This window comes from Streptomyces sp. NPDC023838, from assembly GCF_040639555.1.
Taxonomy (GTDB): Bacteria; Actinomycetota; Actinomycetes; order Streptomycetales; family Streptomycetaceae; genus Streptomyces.
The window spans coordinates 26,244-46,844 of sequence record NZ_JBFAAD010000005.1 but is presented as its reverse complement, the minus strand read 5'-3'; the positions used below and the strand labels follow the sequence as shown (position 1 = coordinate 46,844).

General features: G+C 72.4%; 20 protein-coding genes. 8 read left to right on the top strand and 12 right to left on the bottom strand.

Annotated elements, in window-relative coordinates:
- Window positions 1-3: 3 nt before the first annotated feature.
- Window positions 4-786, bottom strand: coding sequence for an adenosylcobinamide-GDP ribazoletransferase (locus tag AB0G17_RS08060; RefSeq protein WP_361377329.1), 783 nt, complete (start codon window positions 784-786; stop codon window positions 4-6).
- 84 nt (window positions 787-870) lie between these two features.
- Between AB0G17_RS08060 and AB0G17_RS08055 the strand changes: the two genes are divergently transcribed.
- Window positions 871-1,629, top strand: a complete 759-nt coding sequence (locus AB0G17_RS08055) for a hypothetical protein (RefSeq protein ID WP_361377327.1) — start codon at window positions 871-873, stop codon at window positions 1,627-1,629.
- Here the strand turns inward: AB0G17_RS08055 and AB0G17_RS08050 are convergent.
- The 4 genes from AB0G17_RS08050 to AB0G17_RS08035 all read right to left on the bottom strand — a co-directional run bounded on the left by AB0G17_RS08050 (window position 1,578) and on the right by AB0G17_RS08035 (window position 6,495).
- Window positions 1,578-2,321 (bottom strand): hypothetical protein, encoded by a 744-nt coding sequence (locus AB0G17_RS08050; protein ID WP_361377324.1) that lies wholly within the window; start codon window positions 2,319-2,321, stop codon window positions 1,578-1,580. The genes AB0G17_RS08055 and AB0G17_RS08050 overlap by 52 nt on opposite strands.
- Entirely contained in the window at window positions 2,318-4,084 is a 1,767-nt protein-coding gene (locus tag AB0G17_RS08045) for a phosphatidylglycerol lysyltransferase domain-containing protein (protein ID WP_361377321.1), read from the bottom strand. The genes AB0G17_RS08050 and AB0G17_RS08045 overlap by 4 nt, the downstream gene beginning before the upstream one ends.
- A gap of 85 nt (window positions 4,085-4,169) precedes the next feature.
- Complete coding sequence (gene cobT / locus AB0G17_RS08040; protein ID WP_361377318.1) at window positions 4,170-5,243, bottom strand: nicotinate-nucleotide--dimethylbenzimidazole phosphoribosyltransferase; 1,074 nt, start codon at window positions 5,241-5,243, stop codon at window positions 4,170-4,172.
- A gap of 64 nt (window positions 5,244-5,307) precedes the next feature.
- Window positions 5,308-6,495: a bifunctional adenosylcobinamide kinase/adenosylcobinamide-phosphate guanylyltransferase gene (locus tag AB0G17_RS08035; RefSeq protein WP_361377315.1), complete on the bottom strand. Its 1,188-nt coding sequence runs from the start codon at window positions 6,493-6,495 to the stop codon at window positions 5,308-5,310.
- Between the two features lie 79 nt (window positions 6,496-6,574).
- Here AB0G17_RS08035 and AB0G17_RS08030 point away from each other — a divergent pair, with 79 nt between their 5' ends.
- The gene (locus AB0G17_RS08030) at window positions 6,575-6,784 is read left to right on the top strand and encodes a hypothetical protein (protein WP_329398201.1); all 210 of its coding nucleotides are present in this window, start codon (window positions 6,575-6,577) and stop codon (window positions 6,782-6,784) included.
- Window positions 6,785-6,967: 183 nt separating this feature from the next.
- Here AB0G17_RS08030 and AB0G17_RS08025 read toward each other — a convergent pair whose 3' ends face one another.
- The 4 genes from AB0G17_RS08025 to AB0G17_RS08010 all read right to left on the bottom strand — a co-directional run bounded on the left by AB0G17_RS08025 (window position 6,968) and on the right by AB0G17_RS08010 (window position 11,402).
- Entirely contained in the window at window positions 6,968-8,077 is a 1,110-nt protein-coding gene (locus AB0G17_RS08025) for a trypsin-like peptidase domain-containing protein (RefSeq protein ID WP_361377312.1), read from the bottom strand.
- A 124-nt stretch (window positions 8,078-8,201) separates the two neighbouring features.
- The gene (locus AB0G17_RS08020; protein WP_361377309.1) at window positions 8,202-9,959 is read right to left on the bottom strand and encodes an ABC transporter ATP-binding protein; all 1,758 of its coding nucleotides are present in this window, start codon (window positions 9,957-9,959) and stop codon (window positions 8,202-8,204) included.
- 52 nt (window positions 9,960-10,011) lie between these two features.
- Complete coding sequence (locus AB0G17_RS08015) at window positions 10,012-10,719, bottom strand: methyltransferase domain-containing protein (protein ID WP_361377306.1); 708 nt, start codon at window positions 10,717-10,719, stop codon at window positions 10,012-10,014.
- An 86-nt stretch (window positions 10,720-10,805) separates the two neighbouring features.
- Window positions 10,806-11,402 (bottom strand): DUF3043 domain-containing protein, encoded by a 597-nt coding sequence (locus tag AB0G17_RS08010; RefSeq protein WP_361377303.1) that lies wholly within the window; start codon window positions 11,400-11,402, stop codon window positions 10,806-10,808.
- Window positions 11,403-11,577: 175 nt separating this feature from the next.
- Between AB0G17_RS08010 and AB0G17_RS08005 the strand changes: the two genes are divergently transcribed.
- The 4 genes from AB0G17_RS08005 (at window position 11,578) to AB0G17_RS07990 (ending at window position 14,887) form a co-directional block, all read left to right on the top strand.
- Window positions 11,578-12,447 carry a PspA/IM30 family protein gene (locus AB0G17_RS08005; protein ID WP_361377300.1) on the top strand — a complete coding sequence of 290 codons (870 nt, stop codon included), beginning with the start codon at window positions 11,578-11,580 and terminating at the stop codon, window positions 12,445-12,447.
- Window positions 12,448-12,472: 25 nt separating this feature from the next.
- On the top strand, window positions 12,473-12,751 hold the full coding sequence (locus AB0G17_RS08000) for a hypothetical protein (protein WP_361377297.1): 279 nt from the start codon (window positions 12,473-12,475) through the stop codon (window positions 12,749-12,751).
- Window positions 12,752-12,911: 160 nt separating this feature from the next.
- Window positions 12,912-14,201, top strand: coding sequence for a histidine kinase (locus AB0G17_RS07995; RefSeq protein ID WP_361378039.1), 1,290 nt, complete (start codon window positions 12,912-12,914; stop codon window positions 14,199-14,201).
- The gene (locus tag AB0G17_RS07990) at window positions 14,198-14,887 is read left to right on the top strand and encodes a response regulator transcription factor (RefSeq protein WP_361377294.1); all 690 of its coding nucleotides are present in this window, start codon (window positions 14,198-14,200) and stop codon (window positions 14,885-14,887) included. The genes AB0G17_RS07995 and AB0G17_RS07990 overlap by 4 nt, the downstream gene beginning before the upstream one ends.
- Before the next feature lie 74 nt (window positions 14,888-14,961).
- Here the strand turns inward: AB0G17_RS07990 and nadA are convergent, their stop codons facing one another.
- Window positions 14,962-16,149 (bottom strand): quinolinate synthase NadA, encoded by a 1,188-nt coding sequence (nadA, locus tag AB0G17_RS07985; RefSeq protein WP_361377291.1) that lies wholly within the window; start codon window positions 16,147-16,149, stop codon window positions 14,962-14,964.
- A gap of 254 nt (window positions 16,150-16,403) precedes the next feature.
- On the opposite strand from nadA, the gene AB0G17_RS07980 reads away from it, so the two are divergent.
- Window positions 16,404-16,760 carry an iron-sulfur cluster assembly accessory protein gene (locus AB0G17_RS07980; RefSeq protein WP_159692765.1) on the top strand — a complete coding sequence of 119 codons (357 nt, stop codon included), beginning with the start codon at window positions 16,404-16,406 and terminating at the stop codon, window positions 16,758-16,760.
- 133 nt (window positions 16,761-16,893) lie between these two features.
- On the opposite strand, the gene AB0G17_RS07975 is transcribed toward AB0G17_RS07980, so the two are convergent.
- The gene (locus AB0G17_RS07975) at window positions 16,894-18,459 is read right to left on the bottom strand and encodes a hypothetical protein (protein ID WP_361377288.1); all 1,566 of its coding nucleotides are present in this window, start codon (window positions 18,457-18,459) and stop codon (window positions 16,894-16,896) included.
- Window positions 18,460-18,593: 134 nt separating this feature from the next.
- Complete coding sequence (locus AB0G17_RS07970; protein ID WP_361377285.1) at window positions 18,594-18,800, bottom strand: hypothetical protein; 207 nt, start codon at window positions 18,798-18,800, stop codon at window positions 18,594-18,596.
- A gap of 131 nt (window positions 18,801-18,931) precedes the next feature.
- Here AB0G17_RS07970 and AB0G17_RS07965 point away from each other — a divergent pair, with 131 nt between their 5' ends.
- Window positions 18,932-19,906, top strand: coding sequence for a carbohydrate kinase family protein (locus AB0G17_RS07965; RefSeq protein WP_361377282.1), 975 nt, complete (start codon window positions 18,932-18,934; stop codon window positions 19,904-19,906).
- The last annotated feature ends 695 nt before the right edge of the window (window positions 19,907-20,601 follow it).

Sequence of the window (20,601 nt, the reverse complement as noted above, 5' to 3'; positions counted from 1 at the left end):
GGGCTAGCCCGCGCCCAGCACCGACACGATCAGGGCCGTCGTCGTCGCCGTCTCGGCAACCGCGCCGAACACGTCCCCCGTGACCCCGCCGAAGCGGCGTACGCAGTGTGTCAGGAGCAGCTGGGCCGCCAGCAGGCCCGCTACCACCGCCAGGCCGTGGTGGAGGGCCGCGCCAAGGCCCAGCAGTGCCCACGCCCCCGCCGCGCACCCGGCCGCGACCAGCACCGCCACCCCCGCCGCCGCCCGCGGGGGAACCACGCCCGCCACCGCCGCGCCCAAGCCGTCCGGGCGGGCCGGGGGGACCGTGGGGCGGCACGTCAGGGTCAGGGTCAGGCGGGCCGTCACGGCCGCCACCGCCGTCGCCACCGCGCCCCGGGCCCAGCTCTCCGCGTACAGCTCGGTCAGGACGGCCACTTGGCCCAGGAGGACGAAGACCAGGGTGAGTACCCCGAACGGGCCGATGTCCGACTGCTTCATGATCCGCAGCGCGTCCTCCGCGGGCTTCGCGCTGCCCAGGCCGTCCGCCACGTCCGCCAGACCGTCCAGGTGCAGGCCCCGGGTGAGCGCGGCCGGGACCGCGGCCGTGGCGACGGCGGCGAGCAGCGGGCCCGAGCCGAGGAGGAGGAAGAAGCCCCCGGCGGCCGCCGCGCAGGCGCCGATCACCAGGCCCGCCAGCGGCGCCCAGAGCATTCCGGCGCGGGCCGCCTCCCTGTCCCAGCGGGTGACCCGGACCGGGAGCGCGGTGAGCGTGCCGAAGGCGAACCGTATGCCGTCCATGGGATTCATCGGCCGCAGGGTATCCCGGGCGCCGTCCCCCGCCCCACAGGGGTAAATTGCGCATATTGCGTGCACTGTTCCAATACAGGGCGGATGGGGATGAGCTGGTTCAACCGGAACTTCGTCGAGCCGGGCAAGCTTCCGATGCTGCTCGCCCTGGCGTCGTTCGTGCTGACCTTCCTCGTCACCCGTACGATCACCCGGCTCATCCGGGCCGGGCGCGGCCCGTTCCGCAACATCAAGCCGGGCGGGATGCACATCCACCATGTGGTGCCCGGGGTGATCCTCACCGTGCTGGGCGGGTTCGGGGCGGTCGGCAGTGGGCGGCACGGGATCGGCGCCGCTGTCTTCGCCGTGGTCTTCGGCGTCGGCGCGGGCCTGGTCCTGGACGAGTTCGCGCTGATCCTGCACCTGGACGACGTCTACTGGACCGAGCAGGGCCGCAAGAGCGTCGAGGTGGTGGTGCTGACCGCCGCCCTCGTCCTGCTCGCCCTCGGCGGGTTCTCGCCGCTCGGCGTCAACGACATGACGGCGCAGGAGCAGCACGACCGGGCGTCGTTCATCCTCACCCTCGGGATCAACTTCTGCTTCGTGCTGCTCGCGCTCTTCAAGGGCAAGTTCCGGCTCGCGATCATGGGCACGCTGATCCCGTTCGTGGCGCTCGTCGGCGCGATCCGGCTCGCCCGGCCCGGCTCGCCCTGGGCCCGCCGGTTCTACCGCAACCGTCCCCGGGCCCGCGCCCGGTCGGCCGTGCGCGTCTACCGGCACGACCGGCGCTGGACGCGGCTGCGGCGCCGGGCTCAGGACTTTATCGGCGGTGCCCCGGACAGGCTGCCGGTGCGCCGCCCCTGAGCGGCGCGGGCACGGCGGCGCTTCTGGCGTACGGCGGTGATCCAGCACAGCGCCCCCATCGCGATGAGCGCCGCGATGTGCTCCTTGCCCGCGAGGTTGTCCTTGATCAGCACCTCGCCGGCCATCGACGCGGCCACGATCCCGGCCGTCCAGTACGCCCGGTACCGCCAGCACACGTACACCGCGAGCCCCACCACCGCGGCCGAGGGGCCGGTGTCGACCATCTTGGCGTCCGAGGCGGGCAGCCCCAGGACGCTGTCGGGGCCCAGCGCGATGCCCACGCGCGCGTACATCGTCCCGGCCAGGGTCGCCGCGTACGCGATGAGCAGGGTGTGGCGGCGGCCGATGCAGATCTCCGCGACCCCGAAGACCAGCAGCAGCTGGACGAGCGCGCCCCAGACCGGCAGGTCCAGGGCCGGGACGAAGAGGGAGAGCGGGGTGCGCAGCAGGGAGATCCACAGTTCGTCCTCGGCCTTCACCGAGCCGAGGACCTGGACCGGTCTGAAGCCCCAGGGCTGGTTCTGCACCAGCTGGAACAACGATGTCAAAGCGACCGCGCCGAGCGTCATGGGGACCGCCCGCCAGCGCTGTGTGGTGAGCGCGTAGCGGACGGCCAGGTGGAGCGGACCCCACTCCCGCCGGGCGAACCGACGTACTGGTCCGTTGCCCGTCAGGGAGCGGGGGACCTTCACCTCTGGGACTCCAGGTGCTTGCGGTGCAGCCACTTGGGCAGCCCGGGCGCCTCCAGGAAGCCTTCGGCGCGCGCGGCCGCGATACCGATGCGCGGCAGGTCGGCGGACTTCTCGAAGAGCATGAAGCGGGGCTCCCAGATGGGGCGGTACTTGGCGTTGGCGCGGTACAGCGACTCGATCTGCCACCAGCGGGAGAAGAAGCTGAGCAGCGAGCGCCACAGCCGCAGCACGGGTCCGGCGCCGAGCTTGGAGCCACGTTCGAAGACGGAGCGGAACATCGCGAAGTTCAGCGAGACCTGAGTGATCCCGATCTCCTTGGCGCGCTGGAGGAGCTCGATGACCATGAACTCCATCAGGCCGTTCTCCGAGTCCCGGTCGCGGCGCATCAGGTCGAGGGAGAGCCCGTTCGGGCCCCACGGCACGAAGCTGAGGACGGCCCGCAGGGCGCCGTCGCCGTCGGTGCACTCCAGCATCACGCACTGACCGTCGGCCGGGTCACCCAGACGGCCCAGGGCCATGGAGAAACCGCGCTCGGTGGCGCCGTCGCGCCAGTCGTCGGCCTTGTGCAGCAGTTCGCTCATCTCATCGGCAGGGATGTCCGCGTGACGGCGGATCCTCACCTCGTACCCGGCACGCTTCACCCGGTTGTACGCCTGGCGCACGGTGCGCATGGCGCGGCCGTCCAGGGTGAAGTCGGCGGTCTCCACGAGCGCCTCGTCACCGAGTTCGAGCGCGTCCAGGCCGTGCCGGGCGTAGATGGTGCCCGCCTCCTCGCTGGCGCCCATCACCGCCGGGGTCCAGCCGTGCTCGCGCGCCTCGGCCAGCCACGGCTCGATCGCGCCGGGCCACGCCTCGGGGTCGCCGATCGGGTCGCCGGAGGCCAGCGAGACGCCGCCCACCACCCGGTAGGCCACGGCCGCCTTGCCGGTGGGGGACCAGATGACGCTCTTCTCGCGGCGCAGCGCGAAGTAGCCGAGCGAATCGCGCTCGCCCTGCTTGTCCAGGAGCGCGCGCAGCCTCTCCTCGTCCTCGACGGAGATCGGGTCGACGGCCTTGCGGTTGCGGAAGGCCGCGTAGATCACGGCGATGAGCAGCAGCGTGGACAGGACGTTGATGGCCACGTTGACCCAGCCCGGGGTGTCGATCCCGGTGATGTCGTGGTCGTCGGGGACCAGCGAGACGAGCCGCATCACGCCGTACCGCCAGCGGCCCAGGAACGTGGAGTGCTGGCTGCCCTGGTACGTGTTGGTGACCGTGACCAGGAGCGCGGCCAGCAGCGAGGTGAGCAGCAGCCCGCCGACCGCGACGACCGCCGCGAGCCTGGGGTTGGCGCGGTCGCCCTTGGCGTAGAACTCGCGGCGCCCGAGCAGCAGCGCGAGCACGAAGGCGGCGGTCAGCACGAGCGACACCCAGTTCTGCGCGTACTGCCGGATCTCCGGGAAGACCATGACGAACGCGAACAGCAGCAGGACGAGGCTGCTGAGCACCATGTTGAGGATCCAGGCGGCACGCTTGCGGCGGCGCATGGTGACCGCGAGGAACAACGTGAACACGCCCGAGGCGAACCCCGCGTCGAGCAGGTACGGCGTGAAATAGTTGTCCGTGTTGTGACGCCGAAGGTCCTGGCCCAGGGAAACCCACACGGCGCTCAGGAAGTTGATGAACGTCACGGCGCGCAGGTACCAGACGGCGAATGCCGCACTGCGTCGCGACCGGACGGTGCTCCGGTTCAATCCTTCGGTGGTCAAGCGGACTTCTCCCATGAAACGCGATCATATGGGGCATCGGACATCGCGCCTCATGGCGGTCACGGCCGCGGCCGGGGCGGTGCCCCGGCCGCACCGCGGCTCAGTCTTCGGCGCGATCCCCCTCGGTCTCCGCGCGCTCGGGCAGCTCCGCGGCCAGGGCGGCGGCGGCCTGTACGAGAGGGAGGGCGAGCAGGGCCCCGGTTCCTTCACCGACAGTGACGCCGTGGTCGAGCAGAGGGTTGAGTGCCATCCGGTCCAGTGCCTTGGACTGGGCAGGCTCACCGCTCAGCTGACCCGCCAGCCACCAGTCCGGAGCCCGGAAGGCGGCTCGCTGAGCGACCAGCGCGCAGGCCGACGAGACCACCCCGTCGAGGATGACCGGCATTCGGCGCACCGCGCACTGAAGCAGAAAACCAGTGGTCGCGGCAAGGTCGGCACCGCCGACGGCCGCCAGCAGCTCCAGTTGGTCGCCCAGAACCGGCCGCGCGCGGCGCAGCGCGTCCCGGATCGCCGCGCACTTGCGCATCCACGCCAGATCGTCGATCGCGGCCCCGCCACGCCCGGTGACGACCGAGGCGTCGGTGCCGCAGAGCGCCGCGATCAGGGTGGCCGCGGCGGTGGTGCCGCCGACGCTGAGGTCGCCGAGGACGACCAAGTCGGTGCCGGAGTCGGCCTCTTCGTCGGCGATCCTCATCCCGAGGCGTACGGCCGCCTCGGCCTCCTCGACGGTCAGCGCGTCCTCGACGTCGATCCGCCCGCTGCCGCGCCGCACCCGGTGCCGTACGACGTCCTCGGGCAGCAGCCCCGGGTCGCAGTCCAGACCGGCGTCGACGATCCGTACGGAGGTGCCCAGGCGGCGGGCGAGTACGGCGACGGGCCCCGCGCCGTCGAGCACGGACCGCACCAGGGTGTGCGCGGAGCCCGCCGGGCGGGCCGAGACACCCAGCTCGGCCACGCCGTGGTCGCCCGCGAAGAGGATCACGTGCGGGTGCTCGATGGGTTTGACCGGAACCGTGCCCTGCGCGGCGGACAGCCACTCGCCCAGCTCGTCGAGCCTGCCGAGCGCGCCGGCCGGCACGGTCAGCCGCTCCCGGCGTTCCTCGGCGTCACGCCGCACACCGCTGTCGGGGCGTTCGATCAGATCGGAGAAGTCGTCGAGATTCAGCCTGCTCATTCGCTGAACAGTACCGGCAGTTCGCGGCCGCCCCACGGGTGGTGCGGCAAGATCAGGCCCCGGCTCAGCCGCGCAGCACCAACGCCTGCCCGGCGACGACCAGAAGGACGTGTTCGCACTCGTTCGCGACCGCCGTGTTGAGCCTGCCGAGCTCGTCCCGGAACATCCGCCCGGCGCGCGTCGCGGGCACCACCCCGGAGCCCACCTCGTTGCTGACGAACACCACCGTCCTGGGGGTCGCGCGGACCGCCGCGACCAGCTCGGCCATCCGTTCCCGCACCGCCTCGGGCAGCTTCTCCTCCTCCCACGCCCCGGCCCGGTCCATCGCGTCGGTCAGCCACAGCGACAGACAGTCGACGAGCAGCGCGGGCCCGGCCGAGGCGAGCAGCGGCACCAGGTCGCAGGTCTCCTCCGTGCGCCAGGCGCCCGGCCGCCGTTCGCGGTGCAGTCCGACCCGCGCCGCCCACTCGGGATCGCCCTCGCGGGTGCCGCTCGTCGCCACGTACACGACCTCCGGGAAGGCCTCAAGACGGCGCTCGGCCTCCACCGACTTGCCCGAGCGCGCCCCGCCGAGCACCAGCGTGCGGCGCGGCAGATCGGGCACCGCGTGGTACTCGCCGACGATCAGCGTCGTCCCGTCCGGCACCGCCCGCGCCCCGGCCGCCGCCAGTCGCCGGTCCAGCTCGCGGCCGGGCAGCACGTCGTGGTCGAGGTGCGCGGCCACCACGTCGGTGGCGGGCCCCACGGCCCCCGCCGCCCGCAGCCGCGCCAGCGCGTCCGGCCGCGCCAGTACGTCGCAGACCACCATGTCGTACGGGCGCGACGCCCCGGCCATCCCCGAGGGCGTGCCGCCGGGCGGCAGATACAGCAGCCGTTCGCCCTCCGGCGAGGTCACCTCGTACCCGGTGCCCGGCGCGTCCAGCGGCACGGCCCGCACCCGGTGCCCGCTGATCAGCGTCAGGACCCGGCCGTCCGGCACCCGCCCGGCCGACGGGAGCCCCGGGGGCAGCTCCACCGCGGGCCCGTCGTGCGGATGGGTGAGCAGGACCTGCCGTACGCCCGTGAGCGAGTGCCCGGCCCGGGCGGCGGCCAGCGCGGCCCCGGGGGTCAGATCGAGCAGCAGGGCGCCGTCGACGAGCAGGGCGGTCGCGGCGCGCGCCTGCTCGCCGCGGGCCGAGGCGCACGCGGCGCAGGGACAGTCGGGGCGCGGCAGCCCGCCGGGGGCTCCGGTGCCGAGGAGAGTCAGTTCCACGAAGACGATCCTCCCGCGTCACCGCACCCGGTGCGCGCCCGGCTACGCTGCGGGCAGCAACGTGACCCGGGAGGCGGACATGGCGTGGACGTGGCGATTCGAGAAGTCCGACGGGACGGAGGTCGAGCCGGCGGTGGCGCCGGAGGAGTTCACGACCCAGGGCGACGCGGAGTCCTGGATCGGTGAGGTCTGGAAGGACCTGATGGAGGGCGGGGCCGACCAGGTGCACCTCTTCGACGACGGCAAGAAGATCTACGGCCCGATGAGCCTGCACGCCGACGCGTCCTGACGCGTCCTGACGCACGGACGTACGGAGGCACACGACGGCGCCCGCGGACCGAAGGGGTCCGCGGGCGCCGCCGCGCGCCGGGGCGGGCGCTCCGCCAGGGCGGCCGGTCTCGGATCCCGCCGCCTCGGATCCCGCCGCCTCGGATCCCGCCGCCTCAGATCTCGCCGCGCAGCTCCCGCCGCCTCAGATCTCGCCGAGGGTCACCTGGGCGGTCTTCGCCGAGCCGCCGCGCGTGTAGGTCAGCTGGATGGTCTGGCCGGGTTTGTCGGCGGCCAGCGCCTCCGACAGCGAGGTGATCGTGCTGATGTCGGTGTCCCCGAGCCGGGTGATGACGTCCCCGGCCCGCAGCCCCGCCCGGTCGGCCGCCCCGCCCTTCTTCACCTCGACGATCGCGACGCCCGCGGGCTGGTAGTTCGCGTCGACGACGGTACGCCCGGTCACCCCGAGCGCCGCCCGGCCCGAGTCGGTCACCTTGCCGCTCTTGATGATCTGGTCCGCGACCGTCTTCACCATCGAGACCGGGATGGCGAAGCCGATGCCCGCGGCCGCGCTGCCGCCCATGTCCGGGTCGGTCGCCGCCAGCGTCGGGATGCCGATGACCTCGCTGTCCAGGTTGACCAGCGCGCCGCCGCTGTTGCCGGGGTTGATCGCCGCCGACGTCTGCACCATGTTGCCGATGGTGGCGCCGGTGCCGCCGCCGCGGGGGCTCTCGGTCACCGTCCGGCCGGTCGCCGAGACGATGCCCTGGGTGACGCTGCTGGACAGGCCGAGCGGCGACCCCATCGCCAGCACGATCTGGCCCATCTCGACCTTCGAGGAGTCGCCGAACCTGGCGGGCTTGAGGCCCTTCGGCAGCGAGTCCAGCTTGATCACCGCGAGGTCCTGCTCGGGGTAGGCCGCCACCAGCTTGGCGGTGATCGCGCCGCCGCCGGTGGCGGTGGACACCTTGAAGGTCCTCTCGCCGCCCACCACATGGGCGTTGGTGACGATGTGCCCCTGGGCGTCGTAGACGATGCCGGAGCCCAGGCTGTTGGCCGCGTCGATCTGGACGACCGACGGCAGTACATCCTTGATCACCCGCTCGTAGTCGGCCTGCAGCCCGTTGCCGTCCGCCTTGCGGGGCGCCTCGGCCTCCTTCGGCGCGGCCACGTCGGCCTGCGCCGGGGAGGAGTGCGACACGCCGGAGCCGGAGCCCGAGCCCGAGCAGCCGGCCAGCAGGGCGGTGGCGCACAGGGCCGCCGCCAGGGGGAGGAGCGACCGGCGAACCCGGTCGCGGTTCACGGATCCATCCATGTTCCGCAGTATTGCCCCGCCCCCGGCGAACGGCCTCCCACGACGGGCCGATCAGGTCGGAACGATCAGGTCGGTCCAATCAGGTCGGACCGGTCCCGTGGACGAAGCCGCAGCGCCCCCCCGATCACGCCGTCGCCAGGAACTGCGTCGCCGCCAGCTCCCCGTACAGCGGGTCCCCGGCCACCAGCTCGGCGTGGGTGCCCACCGCCCGTACCCTGCCCGCCTCCATGACCACGATCCGGTCCGCCAGCGTCACCGTGGACAGTCGGTGCGCCACCACCAGGACCGTCGTCTCCCGCGCGGCCTCGGCCACCACGTCGCGCAGCGCCAGCTCGTTGACCGCGTCCAGCTGCGAGGTCGCCTCGTCCAGGAGCAGCAGCCGGGGCCTGCGCAGCAGCGCGCGGGCGATGGCCACGCGCTGGCGCTCACCGCCCGACAGCTTGGACCCGCGGTGCCCCACCACGGTCTCCAGGCCGTCCGGCAGCCGCTCCACCAGCGCGTCCAGCTTCGCCCGTACGAGGACGTCGGCGATCTCCGCGTCCGTGGCGTCGGGGGCGCCGAAGACCAGGTTCTCGCGGACGGTCCCGGCCAGCACGGGGGAGTCCTGCTCGACATAGCCGATGGTGGCGCGCAGCTCGGCCAGCGGCCAGTCGCGCACGTCCCGGCCGTCGATCAGGATCCGGCCGCCGGTCGCCTCGTAGAACCGCTCGACCAGGCCGAAGACGGTCGTCTTGCCCGCGCCCGAGGGCCCCACGAAGGCGGTCATCCCGGCGCCCGGCACCTCGAAGGAGACCCCGTGGTGGACGTACGGAAGGTCGTCGCGGTAGCGGAAGGTCACCTCGTCGAAGACCACCGAGGCGGGTTTGGTGCGCGGCGAGGGCGCGGCGCCGGCCTCCCACTCCTCGGTCTCCAGGCGCTCGGCCTCCTCGATCCGGGCGATCGCGGCGGAGCCCACCTGGTACTGGGTGGCCGCCTGCACCAGCTTCGAGACCGGGTCGATCAGATAGAACAGGAACAGCAGGAACGCGACGAGCGTCGAGACCGAGATCGCGCCCGAGGCGACCCGCGCGCCGCCGATCCCGAGCACCGCCAGGAACGACACCTGCACGGCGAGGCCCACCGAAGTCCCGGCCACCGACTGCCACTTGGCCGAGCGGACCCCGTGCCGCCAGGCCTCCGCGGCCGCCGCGTCCACCACCGCCGTCTCGCGCTCCTCGGCGCCGGAGGCCTTGAGGGTGCGGAAGGCGCCGAACGCCCGCTCCAGGACGGTGGATATCTCGGCCACCGACTCCTGCGCCCGCGCGGTCGCCCGGGCGATCTGCGGCATCACCATCGCCACCGCGGAGCCGATCAGCACGATCACGCCGAGCGTGACGCCGAGCAGCACCGCGTCCATATAGGCCATCATCGCGATCGTCGCGAGGAAGGTCAGCCCGCCGGTGGCGGCCGAGACCACGGACTGGGTGGTGACCGCCCGCAGCAGAGTGGTGTCGGAGGTCACCCGGGACATCAGGTCACCCGGGGGCAGCCGCTCGACCTCGGGCAGCCGCAGCCGCAGCAGCCGGCCGATCAGGGTGCGCCGGGCGGCGAGCACCACGGACTCGGCGGTGCGCTCCAGGACGTACGCCCCGAACGACTCGACCACCGTGCCCACCACCACGAGCGCGGTGAGCAGGACGAGCACCCCCGCGATCGGCTCGTCCCCGCCGAGGCGGTCCACCAGCGCCTTGGCGGCCAGTGGCTGGGCGAGCCCGGTGGCGGCGCCCGCCAGGGTCAGTAACGCCCCCAGGGCGACGGTGGCGCGATGGGGCCGGAAGTGGCGGTAAAGGGCCCGCCAGGTCTCCCGGGCGGGCAGCTTGGAGCGCTCTGCGTCAGTGGTCACACCGGTAGGACGTGAAAAAGCCCGCCCTACCTGACTCACCCGAACGGAGCGGTCAGCCCCGCACTCCGCACAGGTGCAGCAGCGCCGCGACCCGGCGGTAGGGATCGGTGCGGCCCGCCTTGTCCTCGGCGGCGAGCAGCCGGTCGAGCTCCTCGGCGGCCGGGAGCTGGACGTCGTTGGACACGTTGTCCGTGAAGACGCGCACGCCGTACCAGGCGTGCAGCGGGGCCGCGATGCCATCCAGGGTGCGGGTCAGGTTCTCCAGCCGGTCGGCGCGGACCGGGAGCCCCAGGCGGTTGGTGTACGCGTCGGTGTCGAAGGCCGAGAGCGCGGCGGACCAGTCACCGGCGAGCCCGGGGCGCATCGCGAGCGCGTCCGCGTTCCGTACCAGCAGCGAGAGCAGGCCGCCGGGGGCCAGCATCCGGGCCAGGCCCGCCAGCATGGCGTCCGGCTCCTGGACGTACATCAGTACGCCGTGGCAGAGCACCACGTCGAAGGAGCCGGGCAGGAAGTGCACCCCGGTCTCGTTGCCGTCGCCCTCGATCAGCCGGACCCGCTCGCGGATGCCCTCCGGCTCGGTGGCCAGCGACTCGCGGGCCACCCTGAGCATCTCGGGGTCGGACTCCAGACCGGTCACCGTGTGCCCGGCCCGGGCCAGCCGCAGGGCCTGGGTGCCCTGGCCCGTACCGACGTCGAGGACGCGCAGGCGCTGGCCGACCGGGAACCGGGCGGCTATCTGCTCGTCGAGCTGACGGGCCACGAGCTCCTGGCGCACGGTGTTGCGCAGACCGCTCAGGCCCTTGAGCCAGTCGCCGGAGGCGCCGCTGAAGGCGGCGACTTCCGTGCTCAGGGTCGTTCCCCACGCTTGACCTGCGGCTTCGGCAGACGAAGCCGACGCATCTGGAGCGTACGCATCAGGCCGTACGCCACCGCGCCCTTGGTCGGCTCGTCGGCGAAGCGCTCCTTGAGCTGCTTCTTGAGACGGAACGCCAGACCGATGGAGTCGAGCACGATCAGCACGATCACCACGAGCCACAGCAGCAGCGCGATGTTCTGCAGGCTGCCGATCCGGACCATCGAGAGGACCAGGATGATCACCGCGAGGGGCAGGAAGAACTCGGCGACGCAGAACCGCGAGTCGACGTAGTCGCGCACGAACTTGCGCACGGGGCCCCTGTCGCGGGCGGGCAGATAGCGCTGGTCGCCGTTGGCGAGCGCCTCGCGCTGCTTGGCCAGCTCGATACGGCGGACCTCGCGCGAACGCTTGGCGGCCTCCTTGCGGTCGCTCGGCACGGTCGACGCACGGCGGCGCTGGGTCTGCGCCTCACTCCGCTTGGGAGTGGGGCGGCCCTTGGGTGCCTCGGGGTCGCGGGGCTGCTTGGAGAGGTCCGCCGTCACCTTGTCGGTGGGGGCCTTCTCGTCATTGGAACGGCTACGGAACACAAAGCCCAAGGGTACGGGGTCGCGCGCATGGACCACAGGCCGGTGGGGAACGATCCCGCAACGCCTTGCGTCAGTAGGGATGTGATTACGGGGGGCCACCTACTCCTTGCGCCGGAGCGGGCGGGGACGCAGTCGTCCTTGCGGATGACCGCATCCGCGCCCGAACAGTGCGGTAATGGATGCAGGGCCCGTACTGTGGGTTCTGTTGCAGCAGCTGGTGCTGGAGTCCGTCAGAAGGGGGCGCGCGAAGCCCATGAGCGGTGTCATGAAGCGTATGGGGATGATCTTCCGCGCGAAGGCGAACAAGGCCCTTGACCGGGCCGAGGACCCGCGCGAGACCCTCGATTACTCGTACCAGAAGCAGCTGGAGCTGCTTCAGAAGGTGCGCCGCGGAGTCGCCGACGTGGCGACCTCGCGCAAGCGGCTCGAACTGCAGCTGAACCAGCTCCAGAGCCAGTCCACCAAGCTGGAGGACCAGGGCCGCAAGGCGCTGGCGCTCGGCCGTGAGGACCTGGCGCGCGAGGCGCTGACCCGCCGTGCCTCGCTCCAGCAGCAGGTCACCGACCTGGAGACACAGCACCAGACCCTGCAGGGCGAGGAGGAGAAGCTCACCCTCGCGGCCCAGCGGCTCCAGGCCAAGGTCGACGCCTTCCGCACCAAGAAGGAAACGATCAAGGCGACGTACACGGCGGCCCAGGCGCAGACCCGGATCGCCGAGTCCTTCTCGGGCATCTCCGAGGAGATGAGCGACGTCGGCATGGCCATCCAGCGGGCCGAGGACAAGACCGCGCAGCTCCAGGCGCGGGCCGGCGCGATCGACGAGCTGCTGGCCTCCGGCGCCCTCGACGACCAGTCCGGCCTCCAGAAGGACGACCTCCAGGCCGAGCTCGACCGCATCTCCGGTGGTACGGATGTAGAGCTGGAACTGCAGCGGATGAAGGCCGAGCTGACCGGCGGCACGTCGGGCCAGCAGGCCATCGAGGGCGGCACCGCCGGCCCGCAGGACCGTCCGCAGCAGCAGACCCCCCGCTTCGACAAGCAGTAGGGCCGAGGGCCAAGGAGGAGTCGCCATGATCGTACGGATCATGGGGGAGGGCCAGGTGAAGGTGGCGGACAGCCACCTCGCCGAGCTCAACAAGCTGGACGACGAGCTGCTGGAGGAGATGGAGGCGGGGGACGAGTCGGGCTTCCGCCGGACCCTGGGCGCGCTCCTGGACGCGGTGCGCCGTCTGGGCGACCCCCTCCCGGACGACGCCCTGGAGCCGTCGGAGCTCATCCTCCCGGCCGGGGACGCGACCCTGGACGAGGTCAGGGAGATGCTCAGCGACGACGGGCTGATCCCGGGCTGAGCGTTCCGCCGCGCGTGCGGCGCGCCCAGCCCCGCGCCCCTCAAGGGGGTGCGGCATCGCCTGGGCACCTCAAGGGGGTGCGTGCGGTACCGCCTCGGCCCGGACCGGCTCCGCACGGCGCCCGTGCCCCGTACCGTAGGGAGGCGTGACGTTCGCCCGTATGCACGGATGGCTCCGCGCCCACCCCCTCGCCGGGGACGCCGCCCTCGCCGGGGTCGTCCTCGTCTGCATGGTCGTCGGCTCCTTCGCCGACCCGCACGGCTCCAACGGCCCCGTCTTCGGGACCAGGACCCCCAGCGCGACCGCCCTCGTCCTCGCGGTGCTCGGCGCCGTCTCCCTGGTGCTGCGCCGCCGCAGCCCCCTCGCGGTCCTCGGTCTGACCGGCGGCGTCACCGTCGCCGACCTGCTCGCGGGGAACTCGCCCGCCCCGATCGCGATCGCCCCGGTCGTCGCGCTGTACACGGTCGCCGCGCACACCGACCGCGCCACCACCTACCGCGTCGGCATCACCACCATGGGCGTCCTCACGGCGACCGCGATGTTCTTCGGGGACGCGCCCTGGTACGCGCAGGAGAACGTCGCCGTGCTCGCCTGGACCGGCCTCGCCGCGACCGCCGGTGACGCCGTCCGCAGCCGCCGGGCCATCGTGGAGTCCATCCGCGAGCGCGCCGAGCGGGCCGAGCGCACCCGCGAGGAGGAGGCGCGCCGCCGGGTCGCCGAGGAGCGCCTGCGCATCGCCCGCGACCTGCACGACGTCGTCGCCCACCACATCGCGCTGGTCAACGTCCAGGCCGGGGTCGCCGCGCACGTCATGGACAAGCGCCCCGACCAGGCCAAGGAGGCCCTCGCGCACGTACGCGAGGCCAGCCGCTCGGCGCTGAACGAACTGCGCGCCACCGTCGGCCTGTTGCGCCAGTCCGGCGACCCCGAAGCCCCCACCGAGCCCGCCCCGGGCCTCGCGCTCCTGGACGACCTGCTGGCGGGCTTCCGCCGCGCGGGCCTCCCCGTCGAGCTCGCCCCGCTGGACGCGGCCGTGAGCTCCGGGCTCCCGGCGGCCGTGGACCTCGCCGCGTACAGGGTGATCCAGGAGGCGCTCACCAACGTACGCAAACACGCCGGTCCGGACGCGAAGGCCGAGGTCAGCGTGGTGCGGGTGGGGCCGAACGCGGAGATCACGGTCATCGACAACGGCACCGGGAACGGCGACAACGGCACCGGGAACGGCGACTGCGCCGCCGGGGGCGGCGGCGGGGGCCACGGTCTGCTGGGGATGCGCGAGCGCGTCAGCGCGCTCGGCGGCACCTGCACGGCGGGACCCCGCTACGGCGGCGGCTTCCGGGTGCAGGCGATACTGCCGGTCAAGACGGCCGACACGGCCCGTACGGCAGGGCCCCGCGAGGCGGCCGACGCCGTGCGGGCGGCCGAGGGACCGGGGGAAGGCTGCGCATGACGATCAGGGTGGTACTCGCGGACGACCAGGCACTGCTGCGCTCCGCCTTCCGCGTCCTCGTCGACTCCGAGCCGGGCATGCACGTGGTGGGCGAGGCGTCTGACGGGGCCGAGGCGGTCGCCGTGGCCCGCTCGACCCGGGCGGACGTGGTCCTGATGGACATCCGGATGCCCGGCACGGACGGCCTCGCCGCCACCCGCATGATCAGCGAGGACCCCGAACTCGCCGATGTGCACGTGGTGATGCTCACGACCTTCGAGGTCGACGAGTACGTGGTGCAGTCGCTGCGGGCGGGCGCCTCGGGTTTCCTGGGCAAGGGCGCCGAGCCGGAGGAGCTCCTGAACGCCATCCGGATCGCGGCGGCCGGCGAGGCCCTGCTCTCGCCGCTGGCGACCAAGGGCCTCATCGCCAGCTTCCTCGCCCAGGGCGGCAGCTGGGACGGCTCCGGCGACCCGCCCGGCGCCCACGCCGAACGCCTGGCGGCCCTCACCGGCCGCGAACGCGAAGTCCTCGTCCAGGTCGCGGGCGGCCTCTCCAACGACGAGATCGCCGAGCGCCTGGTAGTCAGCCCTCTCACGGTCAAGACCCACGTCAACCGCGCGATGGCCAAACTGGGCGCCCGCGACCGGGCCCAGCTGGTGGTGATCGCGTACGAGTCGGGGCTGGTGCGCCCGAGGGTCGAGTAGCCGACTGGCGCGCGCTGTATGTGTAAGGGCCGCTCCCCATGGGGGAGCGGCCCTTACACATACGTACCTGCTTCCTACGGAAGCGCCAGCATCCGCTCCAGCGCCAGCTTCGCGAAGCTCTCCGTCTCCGCGTCCACCTGGATCTGGTTGATCAGCTTGCCGTCCGCGAGGGACTCCAGCGTCCACACCAGGTGCGGCAGGTCGATCCGGTTCATCGTCGAGCAGAAGCAGACCGTCTTGTCGAGGAAGACGATCTCCTTGTCCTCCGCGGCGAATCGATTCGCCAGACGGCGGACGAGGTTCAGCTCCGTGCCGATGGCCCACTTCGACCCGCGCGGCGCCGCCTCCAGCGCCTTGATGATGTACTCCGTCGAACCCACGTAGTCCGCGGCGGCGACGACCTCGTGCCTGCACTCGGGGTGCACCAGCACGTTCACGCCCGGGATGCGCTCCCGTACGTCGTTGACCGAGTCCAGCGAGAACCGGCCGTGCACCGAGCAGTGGCCGCGCCACAGGATCATCTTGGCGTTCCGCAGCTCCTCGGCGGTCAGACCGCCGTTGGGCTTGTGCGGGTTGTAGAGCACGCAGTCCTCCAGCGACATCCCCATGTCGCGGACGGCGGTGTTGCGGCCCAGGTGCTGGTCCGGCAGGAAGAGCACCTTCTCACCCTGCTCGAAGGCCCACTCCAGCGCCTTCTTGGCGTTGGACGAGGTGCAGATCGTGCCGCCGTGCTTGCCCGTGAAGGCCTTGATGTCGGCGGAGGAGTTCATGTAAGAGACGGGCACGACCTGTTCGGCGACCCCCGCCTCGGTCAGCACGTCCCAGCACTCGGCGACCTGCTCGGCGGTGGCCATGTCGGCCATCGAGCAGCCGGCCGCCAGGTCCGGCAGCACGACCTTCTGGTCGTCCGAGGTCAGGATGTCCGCGGACTCGGCCATGAAGTGCACACCGCAGAAGACGATGTACTCGGCCTCCGGCTTCGCGGCGGCGTCCCGGGCCAGCTTGAAGGAGTCACCGGTGACGTCGGCGAACTGGATGACCTCGTCGCGCTGGTAGTGGTGGCCGAGCACGAAGACCTTGTCCCCGAGCTTCTCCTTGGCCGCGCGGGCCCGCGCCACCAGGTCCGGGTCGGACGGGGACGGCAGGTCGCCGGGGCACTCCACGCCGCGCTCGCTCTTCGGGTCGGCCTCGCGGCCGAGCAGCAGCAGGGCGAGCGGCGTCGGCTGGACGTCCAGGGGCTGGGCGGTGGTCACGTCACGCACCCTTTCTCTTTCGCAGACGAGTTTTCGTCTAAATGACGCTATCTATCATAACTGCTTCACGTCAGTTTGACGATGGCCATAGCGTCGATGTGACACATCCCCTTTCGACTCTGTCCACAGGTCTTTTCCGGCCGGGTGCCGGGTGTGCGAGCATGAAGGGGAGCCAAGACACACGCATGGCCCGGAATGAATCCGGGGCACCGCCGGTTGCAACCGTCGGCAAGCAGTCTCCGTACAACCCGGGAGAGAAGCAGATGTCCGTATCGGACGAGACCACCACTGTGAGCGACGGCATCCTCCTGTCCGACGCCGCCGCGGCCAAGGTCAAGGCCCTCCTTGACCAGGAAGGCCGGGAAGACCTGGCGCTGCGCGTCGCGGTCCAGCCCGGCGGCTGCTCCGGCCTGCGCTACCAGCTCTTCTTCGACGAGCGCTCGCTCGACGGCGATGTCGTCAAGGACTTCGACGGCGTCAAGGTCGTCACCGACCGCATGAGCGCCCCGTACCTGGGCGGCGCCTCGATCGACTTCGTGGACACGATCGAGAAGCAGGGCTTCACGATCGACAACCCGAACGCGACGGGCTCCTGCGCCTGCGGCGACTCCTTCAGCTGAGGCGTACGGCTCCGCGAGCCGCGACGCTTCGTACGTACGAGGAGGGCGGGCACCCCACGGGGTGCCCGCCCTCCTCGTCTGTGTACGCCGGGCGGTCTGTCTGCGCCGGGCGGTCTGTGTACGCCGGGCCCGCTCAGCTCTTGGGCAGCGCCTTCCCGGTGTTGGCGTCCACCACCTGACGCTCACCCAGCGTCTGGTGCAGCGTCACCGAGACCGTCTCCTTCTTGGCGATCATGGAGCAGATCTTCTTGGGGTCGTGGTGCGCGACGCCCACCGTGACCCGGACCTCCGTGCCGCTCTCGTCCGCGGTCGCCGCGTAGGTGTCGCAGATCCCGCCCCAGAAGGTCACGGTCAGCGTCCGGCCGTCCTGGTCGATCGCGTACGAGACCAGGGCCTGGTGGCCGACCGGTGACGACCCGGACGGCGTCGGCAGGGGAGTGCCGGGCCCGGACGGCGGCACGGGCGGCTTCGCCAGGTACTTCGGGGCCAGCGCCGGGGCCGTGACGGTGACCGGCTGCGCGGCGCCGGTCGGCCTCACCTGGAAGAGCCACGACGGCACGAGCGCCTGCCGCCCGTCCACGTACTGCGCGGAGAGCCCGAACACCGCCTTGTCGATGGTCACCGTCGAGGGTGTGCCCTGCTTGCACGGCTGGTGCTGGATGTTGCCCTGCGGGTCACTGGGCAGCTTGCGCTGCGGGTCGCTCGGCAGCCTGCCCCTGGTGGGCTCGCCCTGCGGCTGGTCCTCCAGCGGCACCGGGCCCGTGCAGTCCTTGCTCGCCGGACGCCCGCCGCCCGAACCGTTCAGCTGCTTCAGCGTCTCCTCGCCGCTCAGCACGGGGTACGTGGCGCCCTTCTCCGGCGCCTTCAGCTGGCCGCTGCCGCCGACCACTTGGCCGTCGGGGCCGATCTGGACTCCGGTCGTCCAGCCGTACGTGGGCAGGCCGCCGATCACCGGGTCCGCGTTCACCACCCGGACCGCGCCCATCAGCTGGGACGCGTCCAGCTTGGCGTCGTCCTGGCCGAGCGCCTTCAGTACGGGGGCGGCCGCGGCCTTCGCGGCCTGCTCGCTCACCGGGGAGCCGCCTCCCGTGGGGTCGTGCTCGCCCGGCGCGATGCCCGGGTTCGAGGTCGTGGAGGTGTCCGCTCCGGTGGTGTGCATGGGGCACTTGCTGCCCTTGGGGCAGTTGTCCGTGCCGCCGCCGCCGTACCGGGCGAACGTCCAGGCGCCCGGCGCCTTCTGATTAACCGTCAGGACCGGACCACCGCCGTCCTTGGTGATCCCGGCCTTCCAGACCGGCCCCTCGAGGCGGGGGGCGCCGTCGATCCCGAGCGCCTTCGCCAGCTTCGCCACCTCGGCCTCGCCGACCGTGCCGCCCGGGCGGTACACCGCCGCCTTCGTCGGGCCGTCGGGAAGCTTCCCCCCGGCGCGGTAGACCACTCCGTTCGGGTCCGGTTCGCCGGGGGCGATGCCCTCCCTGCCGCTGTCCAGGCCCAGCGGCGGCGGAGTGGAGTCCGCCCCCGCCCCGGCCTTTCCGTCCGCGGCGCCCTCGGCGGCGGGCGAGCCGCCCGAGGCGGTGGACGCCCAGTACGCCCCGCCGCCGCCCGCGACCAGCACCGCCGCCGCGACCGAGGCGAGGACGAAGGGGGATCGTCGCGTCCGCCGCTGTTGCGACTCTTCCTGCGTGTGCTCGCTGCTCACCGCATCGCTCCTGTCCAGTCGTATCCCGCATCCCCTTTACGGGGGACAGGCCTTGGACGGAGCGGGGGAGCGCACGGTTCCCTCCGCGCGCTGCCCCGTCGCCCGGGCCGGCCCGGGCGCGCCTTCGGCCCCGCTCAGTCGCCGTACTCGGACATCGTGGCGATGAGCCGGACCGAGTCGTCCGGCACGGACACCCCGTGGATGCGGGACGGTGGTACGGGCGCGGGCCCGGGCTCCGTCGGGACCACCCAGTGGGGCGCCATCCGCGCACAGGCGCCGCGCAGCGCCGCCAGGCCCGGTTCGGACGCCGTGACATTCCCGGTCTGCTCCATGGTTTCCATGTTCCGCACCGTATGCATCGGGAGCCAAGCGAAAAAAGGCCTACTATCGGGTAGTTTCAGCCCTTCAGACGAGTCCCCCGGACCGGGTAGCGTTAACTGTCAACAGTCCTCCACGCAGGAGTGTCCTAGCCGTGCGTATCGCTGTCACCGGCTCCATCGCCACCGACCACCTCATGACCTTCCCCGGCCGATTCGCCGACCAGCTGGTCGCCGATCAGCTGCACACGGTCTCCCTCTCCTTCCTCGTCGACAACCTCGACGTGCGCCGGGGCGGTGTGGGCGCGAACATCTGCTTCGGAATGGGGCAGCTCGGCACCCGGCCGATCCTCGTCGGGGCCGCCGGCTCCGACTTCGACGAGTACCGGGCCTGGCTGGACCGCCACGGGGTGGACACGAACTCGGTCCGCATCTCCGAGGTCCTGCACACCGCCCGCTTCGTGTGCACCACGGACGCCGACCACAACCAGATCGGCTCCTTCTACACGGGCGCGATGAGCGAGGCCCGCCAGATCGAGCTCCAGTCGGTGGCCGAGCGCGTGGGCGGCCTCGACCTGGTGCTCATCGGCGCCGACGACCCCGAGGCGATGCTCCGCCACACGGAGGAGTGCAAGACGCGCGGGATCCCGTTCGCGGCGGACTTCTCGCAGCAGATCGCCCGGATGTCGGGCGACGACATCCGTACGCTCCTCGATGGCGCGAAGTACCTCTTCTCCAACGAGTACGAGAAGGGGCTCATCGAGTCCAAGACCGGCTGGAGCGACGCGGAGATCCTGGGGAAGGTCGACTACCGGGTCACCACCCTCGGCTCGCGGGGCGTGCGCATCGAGCGCGTCGGCGAGGACGCGATCGAGGTCGGCTGCCCGGACGAGGAGGCGAAGGTCGACCCGACCGGCGTCGGCGACGCGTTCCGCGCGGGCTTCCTGTCGGGGCTGTCGTGGGGCGTCGGCCACGAGCGGGCCGCGCAGGTCGGCTGCATGCTGGCGACGCTGGTGATCGAGACGCTGGGCACCCAGGAGTACCAGCTGCGGCGGGCCCACTTCATGGACCGCTTCACGAAGGCGTACGGGGACGAGGCGGCGGCGGAGGTCCGGGCGTACCTGGCGTAGCGGCGGAGCCCCCGCCCGCCCGCCCTTTCGGTGGGGGGTACTCCGTACCCCCCACTCCGGTAGCCCCGGCGCTGCGCGCCGGGGCTGCGTGCGGCTTGATGCCCGCTCCGCGGTGGGGCCTGCCCCACCCGCCCGCCCTCACCGGTGGGGGGGTACTCCGTACCCCCACACTCCCGTAGCCCCGACCGCTCCGCGGCGGGGCTGCGCGCCGCCCGCGGTCCGCTTCGCGGTGGGGCCCGGTCCTGCCGTTGCGCTCCGCGCGCCGCCGCGGTCCGCTTCGCGGTGGGGCCCGGTCCTGCCGTTGCGCTCCGCGCGGCGCCGTGGTCCGCTCCGTGGTGGGGCCCGGTCCTGCCGTTGCGCTCCGCGCGGCGCCGTGGTCCGCTCCGTGGTGGGGCCCGGTCCTGCCGTTGCGCTCCGCGCGCCGCCGCGCTGCGCCTGGACCCTTGCGGTTCGTCGCGCGGCCGCGGGCCGGTGGGGGCTGGTCGCGCAGTTCCCCGCGCCCCTCAAGGCCCCCCGCCGTGCGCAACCTCCGCCGCCGCTGTGGGTCATCGTGCCGCCAGGGGCAACCTCGCGGCCCGCCGGGCCCGCGCCCCTCAAGTCCCCCGCTGTGCGCAACCTCCGCCGCCGCTGTGGGTCATCGTGCCGCCAGGGGCAACCTCGCGGCCCGCCGGGCCCGCGCCCCTCAAGTCCCCCGC

Bases quoted from the DNA above. Each gene is read 5' to 3' on its own strand.
- AB0G17_RS07995 (WP_361378039.1), top strand. From the start codon at position 12,912: ATGCACGGATGGCTCCGCGCCCACCCCCTCGCCGGGGACGCCGCCCTC.
- AB0G17_RS07990 (WP_361377294.1), top strand. From the start codon at position 14,198: ATGACGATCAGGGTGGTACTCGCGGACGACCAGGCACTGCTGCGCTCC.
- AB0G17_RS08030 (WP_329398201.1), top strand. From the start codon at position 6,575: ATGGCGTGGACGTGGCGATTCGAGAAGTCCGACGGGACGGAGGTCGAG.
- cobT (WP_361377318.1), bottom strand. From the start codon at position 5,243: ATGAGCAGGCTGAATCTCGACGACTTCTCCGATCTGATCGAACGCCCC.
- AB0G17_RS08000 (WP_361377297.1), top strand. From the start codon at position 12,473: ATGATCGTACGGATCATGGGGGAGGGCCAGGTGAAGGTGGCGGACAGC.
- AB0G17_RS08045 (WP_361377321.1), bottom strand. From the start codon at position 4,084: ATGGGAGAAGTCCGCTTGACCACCGAAGGATTGAACCGGAGCACCGTC.
- AB0G17_RS07980 (WP_159692765.1), top strand. From the start codon at position 16,404: ATGTCCGTATCGGACGAGACCACCACTGTGAGCGACGGCATCCTCCTG.
- AB0G17_RS08060 (WP_361377329.1), bottom strand. From the start codon at position 786: ATGAATCCCATGGACGGCATACGGTTCGCCTTCGGCACGCTCACCGCG.
- AB0G17_RS08005 (WP_361377300.1), top strand. From the start codon at position 11,578: ATGGATGCAGGGCCCGTACTGTGGGTTCTGTTGCAGCAGCTGGTGCTG.
- AB0G17_RS07970 (WP_361377285.1), bottom strand. From the start codon at position 18,800: ATGGAAACCATGGAGCAGACCGGGAATGTCACGGCGTCCGAACCGGGC.
- AB0G17_RS08025 (WP_361377312.1), bottom strand. From the start codon at position 8,077: ATGGATGGATCCGTGAACCGCGACCGGGTTCGCCGGTCGCTCCTCCCC.
- AB0G17_RS08055 (WP_361377327.1), top strand. From the start codon at position 871: ATGGGGATGAGCTGGTTCAACCGGAACTTCGTCGAGCCGGGCAAGCTT.